This is a genomic window from Imperialibacter sp., from assembly GCF_040222815.1.
Lineage (GTDB): Bacteria > Bacteroidota > Bacteroidia > Cytophagales > Cyclobacteriaceae > Imperialibacter.
The window spans coordinates 187,401-203,650 of record NZ_JAVKCH010000025.1 but is presented as its reverse complement, the minus strand read 5'-3'; the positions used below and the strand labels follow the sequence as shown (position 1 = coordinate 203,650).

Annotated in this window: 13 protein-coding genes; 3 read left to right on the top strand and 10 right to left on the bottom strand. The window is 46.3% G+C overall.

Annotated features, from left to right (window positions below):
- Positions 1-177 precede the first annotated feature (177 nt).
- The 3 genes from RIF36_RS13745 to RIF36_RS13735 form a co-directional block, all read right to left on the bottom strand.
- Positions 178-1,323, bottom strand: a complete 1,146-nt coding sequence (locus RIF36_RS13745) for a lactonase family protein (RefSeq protein ID WP_350119405.1) — start codon at positions 1,321-1,323, stop codon at positions 178-180.
- Positions 1,324-1,408: 85 nt separating this feature from the next.
- Positions 1,409-2,560: a magnesium/cobalt transporter CorA gene (corA, locus tag RIF36_RS13740; RefSeq protein ID WP_350092834.1), complete on the bottom strand. Its 1,152-nt coding sequence runs from the start codon at positions 2,558-2,560 to the stop codon at positions 1,409-1,411.
- Positions 2,561-2,745: 185 nt separating this feature from the next.
- Positions 2,746-2,937, bottom strand: a complete 192-nt coding sequence (locus tag RIF36_RS13735) for a cold-shock protein (protein ID WP_151996716.1) — start codon at positions 2,935-2,937, stop codon at positions 2,746-2,748.
- Between the two features lie 430 nt (positions 2,938-3,367).
- Here RIF36_RS13735 and RIF36_RS13730 point away from each other — a divergent pair, with 430 nt between their 5' ends.
- On the top strand, positions 3,368-4,243 hold the full coding sequence (locus RIF36_RS13730) for a cupin-like domain-containing protein (protein WP_151996717.1): 876 nt from the start codon (positions 3,368-3,370) through the stop codon (positions 4,241-4,243).
- Positions 4,244-4,344: 101 nt separating this feature from the next.
- On the opposite strand, the gene RIF36_RS13725 is transcribed toward RIF36_RS13730, so the two are convergent.
- Together RIF36_RS13725 and RIF36_RS13720 are read right to left on the bottom strand one after the other, a co-directional pair.
- A complete protein-coding gene (locus RIF36_RS13725) occupies positions 4,345-6,783 on the bottom strand; it encodes an FtsX-like permease family protein (protein WP_350119402.1) in 2,439 nt (812 codons plus the stop codon).
- A 29-nt stretch (positions 6,784-6,812) separates the two neighbouring features.
- Entirely contained in the window at positions 6,813-9,257 is a 2,445-nt protein-coding gene (locus RIF36_RS13720; RefSeq protein WP_350119399.1) for an FtsX-like permease family protein, read from the bottom strand.
- Positions 9,258-9,672: 415 nt separating this feature from the next.
- Here RIF36_RS13720 and RIF36_RS13715 point away from each other — a divergent pair, with 415 nt between their 5' ends.
- Both RIF36_RS13715 and RIF36_RS13710 read left to right on the top strand, forming a co-directional pair.
- Positions 9,673-11,046 (top strand): sigma-54-dependent transcriptional regulator, encoded by a 1,374-nt coding sequence (locus RIF36_RS13715; RefSeq protein WP_350119396.1) that lies wholly within the window; start codon positions 9,673-9,675, stop codon positions 11,044-11,046.
- Complete coding sequence (locus tag RIF36_RS13710) at positions 11,033-12,394, top strand: sensor histidine kinase (protein WP_350119394.1); 1,362 nt, start codon at positions 11,033-11,035, stop codon at positions 12,392-12,394. The genes RIF36_RS13715 and RIF36_RS13710 overlap by 14 nt, the downstream gene beginning before the upstream one ends.
- Before the next feature lie 11 nt (positions 12,395-12,405).
- Here the strand turns inward: RIF36_RS13710 and RIF36_RS13705 are convergent, their stop codons facing one another.
- From RIF36_RS13705 to RIF36_RS13685, 5 genes are all read right to left on the bottom strand, one after another.
- A complete protein-coding gene (locus tag RIF36_RS13705) occupies positions 12,406-12,924 on the bottom strand; it encodes a hypothetical protein (protein ID WP_350149363.1) in 519 nt (172 codons plus the stop codon).
- A 26-nt stretch (positions 12,925-12,950) separates the two neighbouring features.
- Positions 12,951-13,658 carry a YqjF family protein gene (locus tag RIF36_RS13700; protein WP_350119388.1) on the bottom strand — a complete coding sequence of 236 codons (708 nt, stop codon included), beginning with the start codon at positions 13,656-13,658 and terminating at the stop codon, positions 12,951-12,953.
- Positions 13,659-13,879: 221 nt separating this feature from the next.
- A complete protein-coding gene (locus RIF36_RS13695; RefSeq protein WP_350119385.1) occupies positions 13,880-14,272 on the bottom strand; it encodes a hypothetical protein in 393 nt (130 codons plus the stop codon).
- Between the two features lie 395 nt (positions 14,273-14,667).
- Positions 14,668-15,327, bottom strand: coding sequence for a hypothetical protein (locus RIF36_RS13690; RefSeq protein WP_350119383.1), 660 nt, complete (start codon positions 15,325-15,327; stop codon positions 14,668-14,670).
- A 70-nt stretch (positions 15,328-15,397) separates the two neighbouring features.
- Positions 15,398-15,961: a Crp/Fnr family transcriptional regulator gene (locus RIF36_RS13685; protein WP_350119380.1), complete on the bottom strand. Its 564-nt coding sequence runs from the start codon at positions 15,959-15,961 to the stop codon at positions 15,398-15,400.
- Positions 15,962-16,250: the final 289 nt, after the last annotated feature.

Sequence of the window (16,250 nt, the reverse complement as noted above, 5' to 3'; positions counted from 1 at the left end):
GAGTGATCAATTGGTTGATTTTGGGCTTGGTAGCTTTTTTGGGCATTGTGCTTTCCATTTGAAATAGTCAAAAACAGATATACTTACCGAATGCGTTGGGCTCACAGCTCACTAAAAAGCAAAGGTCTCCTTTATCGGAGACCTTTTTCATTGGCATATTTTACTTTCTTACGCTACTTAAAATTTGAGGCAAACTGGTTTGGATACAGAAAACTCCTTGCCAGTAGCAGCCAACAGGCCTGTTTCCGTGTTTCTTGTGAACACAACTATGTTGTTGGTATCCTGATTGGCTACAAGAAGAAACTTTTCGTCAGGTGATAACGTGAAATTACGGGGTGTCTTACCCCCTACCGGTTCATTACCCAAACTGGTCAGGCTTCCGTCATCCGCTACTGCGTACATAGCTATACTATGGTGTCCTCTGTTGGATGCATAGAGAAATTTTCCGTCTGAAGTAATGTGTATGTCGGCATCGGAGTTTCTTTCGGTGAAGTCATCCGGTATTGTACTTTTTCTATCAATTGCCTCAAACGTGCCATTGTCCAAATCGGCTTTCAGGGAAACCACAGAACTGGACAACTCATTAACTACGAAAGCCATCGCTTTTGTTGGATGAAATATCAGGTGTCTCGGGCCGTCTCCCGGCTGCAATTCAAAAGCAACACGGGCTTCACCGAGGGAACCATCAGCAGCGAATGGGTAGGCAAGAACTTTGTCGATGCCAAGATCCACTGCATACAGGTATCCGCCCTTGAAAATGCTGCAATGTGCATGCGGACCCTTCTGGTTGGGCACCACGGGCCCACTACCTTCATGCTGACGAATCTGTGGAGAAGCTTGCAAAGCAAGTCCCTCACCGAGTTGGTACACAGCCAGGTTACCAGAGCTATAGTTGGCCACTGCTATCTGCCTGCCCGACGGGCTGATGTCAACATAGCAAGGGTGTGCCCCTTCGGTTGAAAGCTTACTCACCTCAACAAGTTGGTTATTTTCATGGTCCCAGCTAAAAGAACTAACGCCGCCTTCCTGGGTTTCATTCACACTGAAAACACTCTGTCTGTCTTTGCTGATTGCCAGGTAAGATGGGTTTGTAGTCTTCACCAACAGAAGGCTGTCGCTCAATTCACCGGTTGCTGTGTTGAATTGTAGCTGGTAAATACCGTTGCTGCCACCACCTGTATACACCCCAACGAGAAGGTCGATGGTTTGTGCTTCCATTTTATCATCTTGTCCTTCAGTTTCCTGGGGCTTTTGCTGAGTGCATCCGGCCATAAAGGCGACCAAAGCGATGATCACTCCAAATAGTTTACTTCTTAGTTCCATAATATATTAGGTTAAAAGCACGAATATAGCAGTAAAAGACGAAACCCGGACAGGCAATGAAATTACCTGTTTAGCAGGGTATTTTTCAAAGCCACTTCTTGCGTTTGAAGTAGAGCAACATAAGAATAAGCACTGCTCCCATTACTCCCCAAACCACAAAATAGCCATAGCGATACTTTAACTCGGGCATATATTCGAAGTTCATTCCATAAATGCCCGCAATAAAAGTGAGCGGAATGAAAATGGTAGCCACCGTGGTCAGCACCTTCATCGTCTCATTCATTTTCTGGCTGAGGGATGAAAAGTAGATATTAGCAAGGCTTTCCAGGCTTTTACTGGTAGACTCTATCTCGTCCATAGCATTTTTGCAGCTATTGAGCAGGTCATGAAAATACTTCTCATTCTCATTCTCAATAAAGTTGGTACGACCGTTGAGAATATTAGTCAGCGCTTCCTTGAAAGGCATCAGCGATTTTTTGATCAGCTGCGTGTCCTTCTTGTACTTCTCCAGCTTGAGTAGTGTGCTCTGCGTCGGATCCTTTAGCACTTCTTTTTCCAGTTCAGCCACTATCAAATTGAATGCGTCTATGGTCTCAAAATAGTTATCCAGCACGGCGTCGAGCAACTGCACCAGTAAAAAGTCGCTTTTCCGGTGGCGAACCATGCCCAACTTCTCTCTGATCTTGTACCTGATGTGGTCAAAATGATCCCCTTCTTCTTCCTGCAGCGAAATGATGTAGTTCTTTCCCAGGATAAAGCTGATCTGCTCAATGTTTAGCTCTTGTTGCTCGGTTTGCAGGATCGATTTTACACTGAAAAACAGGTACTTATCATATTCCTCTACTTTGGGCCGCTGGGTGGTATCGAGCATTTGTCGCACCATCAGGCGGTCAAAAGACATTGCCTTCGACAGGTCTTCGTAAAGCGACACCTCGTGCAGACCATGGAAATTCAACCAATAAGATTTTTTTGGATCAGGTGACTGGAGTGCTGAAAAGTCTTCTGGTTGATCCAGCTCCATGCAGTCGTCAGCACTGTACTCAAACAGCTGAATGGCCACCTTCTCCAGCTTTTTCTTACCAATAAAAACTGTTTGGGCTTTTCCTTTTGATTCACTTTTGAGAGTAGAATACAAGTTGAAGGTAAGGTTGTCGCCTATGGTTCCAAGCGTCCGCAAACCCGCCATGAGGATTTTGTCAGGCCTTGTAATATCAAATTGCTTCTTGTCCTTCTTCATTAACAGTATTCATTGGTTGTCATTTGCTAAACTTACTACACTTATCCTCACCCCTCAAGCAAACGTAACACTTAAAAGGCTCCGAACAGGGACTTTCCGCTAAGTTAAAGCATAAAAAAAACCACCCGAAGGTGGTTTCTTATAGTGTCTTTTAATAAAAAAAGTATATCTATCGATTCCTTTTACTATCGCACTACTTCGACATTAACGGCGTTCATGCCTTTTTTGCCTTGCTCAACTTCAAAAGTCACTTCGTCGTTCTCACGAACTTCGTCAACTAGACCTGAAACGTGAACGAAGATGTCTTCACCGCCATTTGATGGCTTAATGAAACCAAAACCTTTTGAATTGTTGAAAAATTTTACTGTTCCTTCCATTGTTATTATTAATTGATTGTAATAAATGCTATGCTAGTGGCATTTTGGTAATTGTAGAAATCTGACTTGAGGGTAATTAATTAAGAAATTTGTGGGATGCAAAGTTGAGAATTAACGACCTGTGGCCAGGCATATTTTACTATTACTGATTTAAATGCTGTGCAAGGTGGCAAAAAGTGCGATTCAAAGCAAATAAATATTTATTTTTTATTGTTGTCAACCAAAATGACAGCCTGCTTTCTCCTCATTCTTTCTGGCATGAAATCTGAACAAGTGTGGGGTGACTTAATTGACTAGTCAAGGTTTTGTTTGAATTTTTTTAATTGAGTTAATAATTTAAACCAACCTTACTGTTAGTTTTGCGTCTGTAAAGGCGGTTGTTAATCGTTGATAAATATTCATTTACAGATTAAGAATTTTTATTCACGCTATGAGTGTCAAAATCCAGCAGAACATTGACGTGGTGCATAATATCACCAGAAAGGAATTCGAGCAAAATTACTATTACCCTCAAAAACCGGTAGTCCTCAAAGGGCTTGTGGATGGCTACCCGGCCAGTAAGAAATGGAATTTCCAGTTCTTTAAGGACGAAATGGGCGATATGGAGGTGGGCGTGTTCGATGGGGCACTGGAGCGAGCTGATCGTTCTTTCAAAAAGCCAGACTATCACTTAAAGTTCAGGGAGTACCTGGATGAAATAGAAAAAGGGCCAACAAAGAAGCGTTTGTTCCTTTTCAACCCCTTTAAGCAGAATAAGCGCCTGTTCGAAGACTTCGAATTCCCTAAGATATGCTCCGGGTTCTTAAGGTCTTTTCCTTTCATGTTTTTTGGTGGCGATGGGTCGGTGACTCGCATTCATCAGGACATGGATATGTCATGCGTTTTCCTTACCCAGTTCACCGGAAAGAAAAGAGTAGTGCTGTTTGATCCTAAGTACTCAACTTTACTATACAGATTTCCATATAACGTGCACACTGCTGTTAACATTGAAAAACCCGACTACGACAAGTACCCGGGGTTGAAATATGTTGAAGGAAGAGAGGCTGTGCTTGAGTTTGGCGATACCATTTTTATTCCATCCGGCTGGTGGCACCATATTGAATATGTAGGCAGCGGTTTTAGTATGAGCCTTAGGTGCCTGAGCCCAAGGGTGAAGGATCGGGTGCAGGGTGGCTGGAACGTGACAGTTGCTACCCACCTCGACGAATTGCTTCTTAAAATGAGGGGAGACAAGTGGTTTAAGCATAAGGAGAAAGTTGCAATCAACAATGCTAATAAAGAGATTGAAAAGCTTATAGCCCAATAGCCAAGCTTCTTGGGAAGCAATATGTGCTTTTGAAAAATACCAAACCTGGTCAAATAGTATCGCTGTACTACGTGACCGGGTTTTTACATACACTACCCCCCCTATTCCGACCTGAGAGAATCCACCGGATTGGAGTTGGCGGCCCTGAGTGCCCGATAGCCTGTGCTAATCAATGCGATGACCAACGTGAATCCAAAGCCTGCAACGAAGATCAGTAGGTTGAAATCCATGCGATAGACGAAATTTTGTAGCCAGTCATTCATCAACCAGAACGCAATAGGACTGGAAATGACAAAAGCGACCGCCAGCAGCAGCACGGTTTCCTTGCTAAAAATAAAGAGTATCTGAAGGATACTGGCGCCTAACACCTTTCTCACACCAATCTCCTTCACTCGCTGGTTGGCCACAAAAGAAATAAGTCCGAAAAGCCCCAGAGCCCCTATGAAAATGGCCATACCGGAGAAAATAGTGAACAGCTTGCTAAGGTTCCGCTCCGACTGGTAGGCAGCACTGATATCGTCTTCCAAAAATGTGTAGTCAAAAATAGACTCAGGGTAAACTTGCAGCCATGCTTTGTCAATTTCACAGATCGTATTTTCCATGCCCGCCAAAGAGGACGCACTGGCATCCAGCTTTATATCAATGGCGAAAAAGCCGGGAGGATAATAAAGAAGAACCACGGGCTCCAGCTCACTGTGAAGGCTTTGCACATGAAAATCCTTCACCACACCCACAATTTCCTTCTCTCCACCCCACCCTGATTTTATGCTTTTACCAATGGCATCGTGCGGACTCGAAATTCCGATGAATTTCAGTACCTGCTCGTTAACAACAATGCGTTTCAAAGAGTCGGACGGTCTGATATTTCGACCCGCAATCAGCTCCAGATCAAAGAAGTCGACATAGTGCTCGTCTACTACTTTATAATTGGCGCTATAGGATTCAGTCACTCCTCCATCGGGATAGCTGAAATCGCCACTGGCAGTGTTTCTGTCAATTGGAGAGCCCATGCCGAATGTCACATCGGCCACCCCGCTAATACTGTTAATCTTGTTACGAAGCTCCTCAACATCTTTTGGGTTGGGGTTGCTTAAATAGGTGGTAACAATGGCTTCTTTAGTGAAGCCCAGAGGCTGGTTTTCCATGTACCTGATCTGCAGAAATACAACCAGCGTGCCGATGATCAATGCCTGGCTGATAACAAACTGCACAACCACCAGCCCTCTTCTTACTGACAGTCCCCCGGCATGCCTTCCTGATATATTGTTCTTTATGGCCAGAATCGGATTCATTCTTGACAACACCAGCGAAGGATACAAACCTGCCATTAGCGAAACCAGCAGCACCACTCCTCCAAGGAATAGCATTGCATCCGGGTGACTGCCCAAGTCAACGGAAAGGCGATAGCCGAGAATGTCCTGTAACTGTATAAGAAACACTTCAGCCACAGCCAGGGCTAAAAACCCTGCAAAAAGTGTGATGAGTAACGCTTCCGAATAAAACTGAAACACCAGCTGTCCTTTATGGCTGCCCATCACTTTTCTGATGCCTATTTCTTTCGAGCGCCGAACAGCCTGAGCAGTGGCAAGGTTGGTGAAATTGATACAGGCAGTAATGATCAGAAACGCTGCAATCGCAACAAGGGCCCACAAACGATCCATGTCCACTGCAAGGCCGGCATAATTCCCATAGTCAGCATTAAAGTGGATATCGGAAAGCGGCTGCAAATCGAACGAGGTCCTCGAAACCTCGTCTTCTGAGTGATGCTGACTCCAAATTTTCGAGATAGTTGTTAGTAAGTTACTTTTTAATGTCTGATCCTTTACAAGCACAAAGCAGTTGGTAGCGCTACTCATGCTGCTCCACGATTTGCCTTCCTGATAGTAATCACTCAAGTCAGCGATATCGTCATAGTGCATCAGCAGATGAAAGGGAAAGTCGCTGGTTTTCGGCGGTGCTTTAAAGACGCCCCTAATGGTTAAACTAAGGCGAGCATTGATCGAAATAACTTTCCCAATCACGCTTTCCCAGTCATCACCCCTCACGTCAAAATATTTCCTGGCCCACTCGTCGGAAATAACCCCCGAGTTGCTCTCTTCTACCGCCTTGGCAAGGTCTCCGCTCAATGACGGAAAAGTGAAGATCTTGAAGAAAGAGGGCGTCACAAAGGCCATGTTCTCCTCTTCGTTCAGCTTTTTGAGCTGCTTGTCGCCATCCCATGACGCTACCACACCTCCGTATTGATAATGCGCCATCGCCACTTCGTCAACGGACGGAGACTCCTCTCTCAGTGCGCTTCCAAATGGATGCGGCACATTGGTAGCATGATAGCGCTTGTTGGGCTCCTGAAACGAGCGTGTTACCCGATAAATCTGGCTGTAGTTTTCATGATGTTTATCAAAGCTCAGCTCATACGACACGATCGAATAAACCACCAGTGAACAGCCAATGCCGAGTGAGAGTCCCAAAATATTGAGGAACATATAGCCGGGGTTTCTCCGGAAAGTGCGAAGCGTGGTAATGATATAATTTCTGATCATATCCTTGGCTTTTAAGAGGTGAAAAATGACTACTCTGACCTCAATGATTCCACTGGATTGACCCGGGCAGCGAGAAACGATCGGTAGCCTGTGCTTGCCAGTGCAATAACAAGGGATACGCTGATGGCCAATACAAAGAATACCGGACTGAACGGCGTGCTGTAGGCAAAGTCATCGAGCCAACCCCGCATGACCCAGTAGGTAAGCGGCGCTGCGACCACAAAAGCCACGCCCAGCAGCACAACCACTTCTTTGCTGAAAATGAAGATGATTTCGCCCATGCTGGCACCCAACACTTTACGAACGCCAATTTCTTTGACCCTCTGGTTGGCCAGGAAGGAAATCAAACCGTAAAGTCCCAATCCTCCGATGAAAATGGCGATGCCCGAAAAAATAAGGAACAGCTGGCTGACATTTTTCTCAGTTTGGTAGCGGTCGGCAATCTGCTTGTCGAGGAACTCGTAATCGAAAATGAAGTCGGGATAGGTTTCGCTCCATACCTTGTCAACTTCAGCTACCAGGTTATCTATTTTAGACACCGCATCACCGGCGGTAGAAAGCTTCACTCCCATTTCATAAAATGCATTGGGGTAATAGATAATCATGGCTGGCCTAAGCTCGGAGTGAAGTGAGAAAATGTGAAAGTCTTTTACCACACCCACTACTTCTTTGTCTCCACCAAAGCCCGTTCTAAGCTTTTTACCAATTGCTTCAGCTGGGTTATCGATGCCCATGATGTGCATGACCTGCTCATTGATAACGACGGCATTGAGCGAATCAGAAGGCCGTGTGCTTCTGCCTTCCAACAACTGTAGACCGTAAAAGTCGATATAGTTTTCGTCAGCCACCTTAAAATTGGCACTGTACTGATCGGTAACTCCCCCATCAGGATAGCTGAAATTAGAATTCGAGTTGCTGCCTGCAAGCGGTGCGCCCAGGGAGAAAGTAACGTCTTCAATCCCACTCACACCCAGCAGCCTGTTTCGCATGGTCTCAAGTGTTTGAGGATGTTCCTGATCGGGTATGTAGACGTTGATGATGGCGTCCTTCTCAAATCCTAAAGGCTGGCTTTGTATAAAACGCATCTGCATTAGCACCACGATGGTGCCTATGATAAGGGCCTGGCTGATGGCAAATTGAATGACTACCAGTGCCCGGCGCAACGAAAGCCCCCCAGTATGCCTGTCGGAAGTAATTTTATTTTTGATTGCCAGCACCGGATTCATTCTTGATAGTATCATTGAGGGATAGAATCCAGCGAGCAGAGTGACAGCAAAAACCGCTGCGATAAGAAACGCCAGCATTTCTGTATTTGACAACAAGTCAATCGACAATCTGTAACCCAGTATTTCTTCAAGTTGGATAAGGAACAACTCAGCAATAGCCAGAGAGATCAGTGCTGCTATGGCAGTGATGATAAAGGTTTCGCTGTAGAACTGGAGCAAAAGCTGCCCACGGTGGCCACCCATTACCTTACGGATGCCGATCTCTTTGGATCTTTTTACCGCCTGAGCCGTCGCAAGGTTGGTGAAATTGATGCAGGCTGTGATAATCAGAAACAAACCTACCACGCCAAGCGCCATGATCAGTCGCATGTCCATGGTGCGGTCGCCGTAGTTTTCGTACTCGCCATTGAAGTGCACGTCGGACAGCGGCTGCAAACCAAACTCCAGCTCTTCCACAGCGTCTTCGTCGTAGTACTTTTTAACGAACTCAGGAAAAGACGCCAGCAGTTGTGCCTTATCGGTTTCGTTCTTAATCAACACATAACAGTTAGTAGAGCTGCTGGTACTGTTCCACCTCGTGCCATCCTCGTAGTAAGGATTCATGTCCTTGAGGTTGTGGTAGTGAATCATGAGTTTGAACGGGAAGTCGCTGTTTTTGGGAGGTGCCTTAAAAATGCCTTTAATGGTGACCGACAACTTGGAATTAATCGTCAACCTTTTGCCAATTACACTTTCGACCGTCTCACCTGTCAGGTCGAAATACTTCTTTGCCCACTCATCTGATATGACTGCCGAGTTGAGCTCTTCCACTCCCCTGGCAAGATCACCTGACACCGACTCGAAAGTGAACACCTTAAAAAATTCAGGTATTACATAGGCTATCCCAACATCTTCGCTGAGCCTTCTCAGTTGCTGATCGCCTTCCCAGGAGGCCACAATGGCCCCATACTGATAATCAACTCTGGCCACTTCGTCAATGAAGGAATAGTCTTCACGCAGCGCCTTACCCAGTGGATGCGGTACTCCAGAGCCATGTTCAACTTTGTCGGGCTGGTGGTCGGCACGTGTAATCCTATAGATGTGTTCGAAATTCTCGTGGTGCTTATCATAGCTGAGTTCATAGGTGATCACCCTATAGATCACAAGGGAGCAGCCAATGCCCAGGGCAAGGCCAAAAACGTTGAGCAGCATGTAGCTGATGTTTCTGCGGAAGCTTCTAATGGTGGTGATGAGATAGTTTCTGAACATGGCGCTAAAGTTAATAGTATGCCAGCCAGTTAAGAAAATGTTGTGCCATTAACTTTAAGTTGCTTATTTTCAAATTGTTACAAATACAGCATAAAATATAGTTGGCTTAAGTGTTTGTTTTTGCTACAAAAAAGTGTTTGTTTTTGATACAGTTTCGTTCGCAACGTCATTGCCCTATGGTAACGGTAGTTGCGAGTAGGCTAAATCCTGATGACCTATGTGCTGGTTCCGTGAATGAAGGTGGCAATTGGTTGGAGGTCAACACAAACCTAATGATCGTATTTAACAGAAAGGTTGCCACGGCACGGGAGCTATCTCACACAATGGGTAATTTCACAGTGCCTCGCAATAACCGTAAAAATGAACACCATTAGCCAATAACTATTAACCACCATCCAATAACTACTACCCCCCAATGCCTCTTCACCCGTCCAAAATACTCGTTGTAGACGACGACCGGGACGTGCTGACCACAGCCCGGATGCTACTCAAACATCATTATGAGGGTGTAAAAACCAGCGTGCATCCCAGCGAGGCACTCGACCTGATGGAGCAGTTTGATCCGGATGTGGTGTTGCTGGACATGAACTTTCAGCGGGGAGACAACACTGGGGAGGAAGGGCTGCGGGCTCTGACCAATCTGTTGGACAAAGACCCATCTCTCAAGGTTATTCTGCTCACTGCCTACGGCGACATCAACCTGGCTGTGGAAGGCATGAAAGCCGGAGCCGCTGATTTCGTGGTGAAGCCCTGGTCAAATGAGAAATTGCTGGCCACCATCCAGAATGCCCTGAAGCTAAAATCAGCAGAAAAAAATGCTGAAAAGTACAAAGCGATTAGCACCGACATCACCGAGAGCGGCAAGCTCTTGGAAGAAGAACTGATTGGTACTTCACCTGCATTCAAACAAGTGCTGGCGACCATCAAAAAGGTAGCACCTACAGACGCCAACGTACTATTACTCGGAGAGAACGGCACAGGCAAAGATGTAATGGCCCGCTACCTGCACAGCCTCAGCACCCGTAACAACCAGGTGTTTTTCAGGGTAGACACAGGTTCTTTGCACGAAAAGCTATTTGAGAGTGAATTGTTCGGTCACGTGAAAGGTGCCTTCACGGATGCGAAGGAAGACAAGCCCGGGAAGTTTGAGCTTGCCGAAGGAGGCACGCTTTTTCTTGACGAAATCGGCAACCTTTCCGCTGCCTCGCAAGCCAAAATCCTGACTGCGCTGCAGCAAAAAACCATCACCCGGCTGGGCTCCAACAAACCCATCCCTATCGACTTCCGGCTGGTCAGCGCTACCAACCAGCCGTTGGCACAAATGGTTGCCGAAGGGGAGTTTCGGCAGGATTTGCTCTTCCGCATCAATACCATTGAAATTACTTTGCCCACGCTGAGAGAAAGACGGGACGACGTCCTTCTGCTCGCCAGCCACTTCATCAGCCACTTTGCCAAAAAGTACAGAAAAGGAGCGCTACAGCTTTCTGATATGGCAAACAAGCAGCTGACCGATCACCACTGGCCTGGCAATATCCGGGAGCTGATGCACACCATGGAGCGGGCCGTGATTATGGCCGAGGGTTCGACCATCAACTACTTTGACCTGAGCCCGTCCAAGACAGCTGCTACTGACTCGCCGCCCGAAACGTTGAACTTACAGGAAAACGAGCTGAAGCTGATCAACGAAGCACTTAAGAAACACCAGGGCAATGTGACCCGGGCAGCCCGTGAGTTGGGCATCGACCGGCTGGCCCTTTACCGCAGAATGGAGAAGTATGGTATTAAATAGATTCCTTCTGTGGCTCACCATCCGTACTGGCCTTGTACTGGCGACACTTGTGGCGATCGCCTATTCGTGGACGCAATTCGAGCTGGTTTATACGCCGATAGTGCTCGTAGTCGTGCTCATCTTTCAGGTCAACGACCTGTGGCGGTTTATCCGGCGAACGAATGATAACCTCACCCGTTTTTTGCAGGCCATTGAAACCAGGGACTTTACCGTCGGTTTCCGCCAGGACAAAATTGACCCTTCGGAAAAACGCCTGCACAAAGCTTTTCACCTGATCCTTGACACGATACAAGAGTCAGAGCTATCCAGACAAGCGCAGTACCTCTATTTGCAGGGCATTGTGGAGCATATTCCTACAGGCATTATTGCGCTGAATGATAGAGAGCATATTGACCTGATCAATCCAGAAGCACAAAGCCTGCTCGACATCCCCAATGTGGCCAACTGGAGAAACCTGAAAACGGAAAACTCCGAGGCGATGGCCCAACTGCTGCAGCTCAGCCACGGCGAAAGTCGTCTGCTGGAGATCACCATCAGTGGCAACAAAAAATATCTGAGTGTATCACTATATGCCTTCAAGCTGATCGACAAAAGTATACGGCTGTTTACCATCAAGGACATTGCCAACGAGATTGACCAGAAGGAGCTGGAAGCGTGGATCAAGCTGACCAGGGTGCTCACCCACGAGATCATGAACTCGGTCACTCCTCTCCTGTCGCTCACCGAAACAATGATCATGGTGTTGAAGCAGCCCAATGGCAAAGCCAAAAAAGTGGCTGATCTTACTGACGAAACCATTAGCGACATGGTGGAATCGCTCGAAACGATACAACTGCGCAGCAAAGGCCTGCTCCAGTTTGTGGAAGACTACCGTCGCTTTACCCGGGTGCCGGAGCTGCAACCGAAGTCGATTGAAGTAAAAAGCATGATCAGCTCCATCAACCTGCTGATGGCTTCAGAACTGCAAAAAGTCGGCATTCAGGTGCAAATGCCCGAGCAGAGTGCGGAGCTGACCATACAAGGAGACCGCAAGCTGCTGGAGCAAGTGTTTATCAACCTACTGACGAACGCCATCCATGCCCTGGAGGGAAACGAAGCTCCGCTCATTGCCTGGCGCTTTGAACCCGGCGACCGCTGGGTGGACATAGCCATCAAAGACAACGGCAGGGGCATTGACCCCGACAAGCTGGAGCAAATCTTTATTCCCTTCTTTTCTACCAAAAAGGACGGCTCCGGCATTGGCCTTAGCCTCAGCCGCCAGATCATCTACCGCCACAAAGGCCGCATCCATGTGTATTCAGAAAAAGGGGTATTTACTGAGATGGTGGTGAGGTTGCCGGTGGGGTGACAAGCAACGGACTAAACGAAATGATAAAATCTTTTCTCTGACACAACACACTTATCATTTATGTCCAGTAGTTCGATCAACTCACTTGGGCTGACTATCAGTTCAGAAATAACGATAGGCAATGCTTTTTTGGCATTAAGCATAATTGCAACGTACTCCAAGTCAAAAGCAGCGCCTCTTCTGCGGATAATGTGTTTAAAATGCATAATTGTTTTGATCTCTTTTCTCTCAATCAATTGGCCTCTAACCGTTACCCGGTGGCCAGGCTCTATCATAATGACCAAATTCTTCTCTTTTCTAAAGAATTTGACGAAGTTGACCCAGCCTGGAATTTGAAAAGAAAGGATGACTAATGCGCCGAGAGTAAGGAGAACTGGCGTTAGATCGAACATAATATCGGATTGATACTCGAACGATACTTTCAAAAGATACAGAACAAAGAATAGGTAGAAAAAGGAGAACAATATCGAAGGATAGTGTGGAAACAGATCAAGCTTTCGAACAATTTGTCTTTCAGAATTCATACTCATTCAAAGGTACTATAGTACCGATCCTCTTATATCGTCCTTTTATTCTCAACAGTTATTTCAGACCCTTCGGCGAGCATAACGGATGTCGGCTTAAGGTTGGAGAGTTCACTAAATTCGGTTCCATATACTGATCCAAAGTTTACATCTATCTTATATTCAGAAACTTCATAGCAATCCCACCTTGGGTGAGTTACTTCATACTCAAAAGATGAATTTTTCCCTGCCTTTGTATATCCCCAATAGTACTCAGTTATAAATTCAGATTCAGAGCCCTGTGCAATAACTGTTGGATCAAGAGCTGCTTTAACTGAAAAGGCATTCTCTTCACCCTTAAGAGACCAACAATATTTTACAGTTCTGCTATTTTCGTGCTCGACCCAATCATGAGACATTTTCATAGTCTGGTAATGCTCCTTGTAAACTGTATTCGCTACAAAAGTCAGCGCTGGTTTAGGAACAATTTCCTTGATAAACACCACTCCTCTTTTCCATTCACCTTTGCCATTAAATCTAACATAGAATCTCAGGTTCACTTCTTCGAAGTTACGATGAAATGGAATGGGTATTCCAAGTAGCCTGGTGTTCAAGAACATGAATCCCACAAGACTAATATAACAGGTGCCGTTCCAAAAATCCAATTCGGTTTTGGGTGGAATATACCTGGCCAATACTCTTGGATCAATTGCGTAATTCGCAATAGCCAGTTTTCTCCATTCTGCGTTGAGGAAGCTCATTTGTGGCTTTTGTAATGTTAGTTAAAGTTCAGGTAAGAATCGTACCTATGTTCTGTGTGTTGGCCCTTAAATATTGTAATTTCGCTCTTCGACATGTTGGCATGCCATGTGGAAGAGCGAATAATAACCTGTCTCTTCTTGGGTATCTTTGCCACGGCCGCCGGTTTGTTGTCCCATTGATTGTACGCCCACTATACTCGCACCATCAGCTTCATATTTCATCATTTCGCCTCTCTAACCGGGTGGCGGAACAAAATAATGCCAAAGCATACCGCAAATGCTGCGTAAACGACCCCTACTCCCCACATAAGGTAGGAAGCATTGGGATTTGACATCAGCACTTTTACCAGGGCCAGTCCGCCAATCAGAAAGTGAGTCATATTCGCCACTGCCACTGGCCGATTGTATATCCCTCCTATCAGGCTGCCTTTGCTCATCCAGTTGAGCATGGCAAAAGCGAAGTACAAGGCGCCCAGTATTTGCATCAGCAATAGTGCGGTTCCGCTCTGCTCCATACCGGCATAATTCAATATGGCGTCAGGCATAAAGGTTAGGGCAATTCCGGCAGTCCCCAATACAACGGCTGCCAGTGTCATGATAATTTTGGTGTTCATACTTAATGTACCGAGATAAGAGCCTAAATATACTGCACAATCCGCTGAGCGGGAAACGCTGAGCGGGAAACGCTGCCTCACCAATTCTGCATTTCCCCCAACTTTCAATACGAAACTAAATATGCAGAGGGATCGGCGAACTTATATGTGTCGTACCTACGGCACTCTGCCTCGCTGCCAACACCCGGGCTACCGGGGTGTCGTCCCTATGGGACTTGTCAAGGCGCCTGTGGTAGCAACTGGGCAGATGTAGTCACTTCTGTAGGGATTAAACAACAACGAGGTAAGCGGCTAGCCGTAGTCCCGTAGGGACGACACACCGGTAAGCTCACCATGTAACGTCCTTTTTTCGTTGGGTGCCGTAGGTACGATACATAAAATTGCCAGCAAGGCCGTTATTCCGCTTGCAACCGGTGCTCCTTCATCAGCCTGTAAATCGAATAGATGCCTGGTATCATGGGCAGAAAGGCGGTCCACATGCCCGAAAAGTAGTAGTTACCAGTTGTCTTATAGTAGTAGTTAGGCATATTGGCTACTTCCACTCCATGAATGGTTTGGGTAATGTCACTCACATTGCCAGGCTCCAGGCTGGGCGTTAGCAACGGAAAGACATAGTGGGTGAATTCTGCCACACCCGGCCCGATGAAGATGAACCAGGCGATAAAGCCCGCCAGCGGCACACGGTAATAAAGGCCGAGTGAAGTTAATGTGTAGACCGTCGGGCCCACAAGGGCAAAGACGAGCAAAAAGCTCCTTTCTGTCCAGGGGATTTCGAAGAGCCGACTCATGGCTGGGGCAAATCCGGTTTCATATTCTTCAATGATATGAATTTGCAGACCTGCCACTGTGAGCAAAAACAACGGCAAAATGATTTTTGGATCAGTAGGATTCTTAAGGTAGGTGAAATACCAAAACAGGAAGCCGACGATGGCAGATCCTCCTACGATGATCACTGGCGGAAGCCCGATGTTGATATAGCCAATCGTCGGCATGACAATACAGAAGCCTATGACAATGACCAGGCTAAAAATTCTGGTTGATTTTGATGTTTGCATGGTTGTAAAAAGTTGGTTGACACAAACTTTCGAAGAAAAGCTGAGCCGTCTTTTTACAAATGTTAAAAAATCACTTCTTTGCCCTGATACGGCTGAGGGTTACTTGTGTGACACCCAAATAGTTAGAAAGGTCGCCGAGGCTGATCCGTTGCAGGAGCTGCCCTTCCTCCGTTACAAAGTGGTTGTAGCGGGCAGTAGCGTTATCTTCCAGCATTTCACTCACCCTTTTCATCATATTGGCCGCCGCCATGGACACCAGTTTCCTGAAAAAAGTCTCCACACAGTGGCGTTTGGCACAAAGCTGCTCCAGGTCAGGCTTGCTGATATAGGTAACCCTCGTTTTTTCCAATGCCAGCATTCCATAATTCGACGGCATTTCGGACACAAAGCTGTCGAGCACGGTAAGCATGGAATGCTCAGCGAAGAAGCGCATAACGAATTCTTTGTCTTCGCTGGTGAAGAATGTTTTGGTTAGCCCTTCGTCCACAAAGCACAGGTGACGGCACACCTCTCCCCTCTTCAGTATAAAATCATTTCTTTCAATCGTTCGGCTCTTTAGTTTTTTCAGCAAATCCTCTGAGGCTTGCTGATTGAGTGGGGAAAGCCTGTTGCAAAAGCTTAAAAAATCGATCATAGCTGTTCCGATGTTTGTCCTGAGCGTCACCAGCTCAGGGTAGGGTATTTACTATCCGGCATACATCAGGAATATAGCTATAAATAGGGAGACTTCACATTGTTTTCAGCATCAGCCCATTGCCCACCCTTTATGGAAGTTAACCGACTCCATTCGAACCTGAGCCAGCCATCTTTGCAAGTGGAAATTTGTAAAAAATAAAAGTCAAATGTGGATCTGTAGATTACTCCTGCCAGACAGATTGGTGTTGCCGGGCACAACAAAAACAATCCGCAAATTTGACCTTCTT

Coding starts and splice junctions, on each gene's coding strand:
- RIF36_RS13745 (WP_350119405.1), bottom strand. CDS start 1,323: ATGGAACTAAGAAGTAAACTATTTGGAGTGATCATCGCTTTGGTCGCC.
- corA (WP_350092834.1), bottom strand. CDS start 2,560: ATGAAGAAGGACAAGAAGCAATTTGATATTACAAGGCCTGACAAAATC.
- RIF36_RS13735 (WP_151996716.1), bottom strand. CDS start 2,937: ATGGAAGGAACAGTAAAATTTTTCAACAATTCAAAAGGTTTTGGTTTC.
- RIF36_RS13730 (WP_151996717.1), top strand. CDS start 3,368: ATGAGTGTCAAAATCCAGCAGAACATTGACGTGGTGCATAATATCACC.
- RIF36_RS13725 (WP_350119402.1), bottom strand. CDS start 6,783: ATGATCAGAAATTATATCATTACCACGCTTCGCACTTTCCGGAGAAAC.
- RIF36_RS13720 (WP_350119399.1), bottom strand. CDS start 9,257: ATGTTCAGAAACTATCTCATCACCACCATTAGAAGCTTCCGCAGAAAC.
- RIF36_RS13715 (WP_350119396.1), top strand. CDS start 9,673: ATGCCTCTTCACCCGTCCAAAATACTCGTTGTAGACGACGACCGGGAC.
- RIF36_RS13710 (WP_350119394.1), top strand. CDS start 11,033: ATGGTATTAAATAGATTCCTTCTGTGGCTCACCATCCGTACTGGCCTT.
- RIF36_RS13705 (WP_350149363.1), bottom strand. CDS start 12,924: ATGAGTATGAATTCTGAAAGACAAATTGTTCGAAAGCTTGATCTGTTT.
- RIF36_RS13700 (WP_350119388.1), bottom strand. CDS start 13,658: ATGAGCTTCCTCAACGCAGAATGGAGAAAACTGGCTATTGCGAATTAC.
- RIF36_RS13695 (WP_350119385.1), bottom strand. CDS start 14,272: ATGAACACCAAAATTATCATGACACTGGCAGCCGTTGTATTGGGGACT.
- RIF36_RS13690 (WP_350119383.1), bottom strand. CDS start 15,327: ATGCAAACATCAAAATCAACCAGAATTTTTAGCCTGGTCATTGTCATA.
- RIF36_RS13685 (WP_350119380.1), bottom strand. CDS start 15,961: ATGATCGATTTTTTAAGCTTTTGCAACAGGCTTTCCCCACTCAATCAG.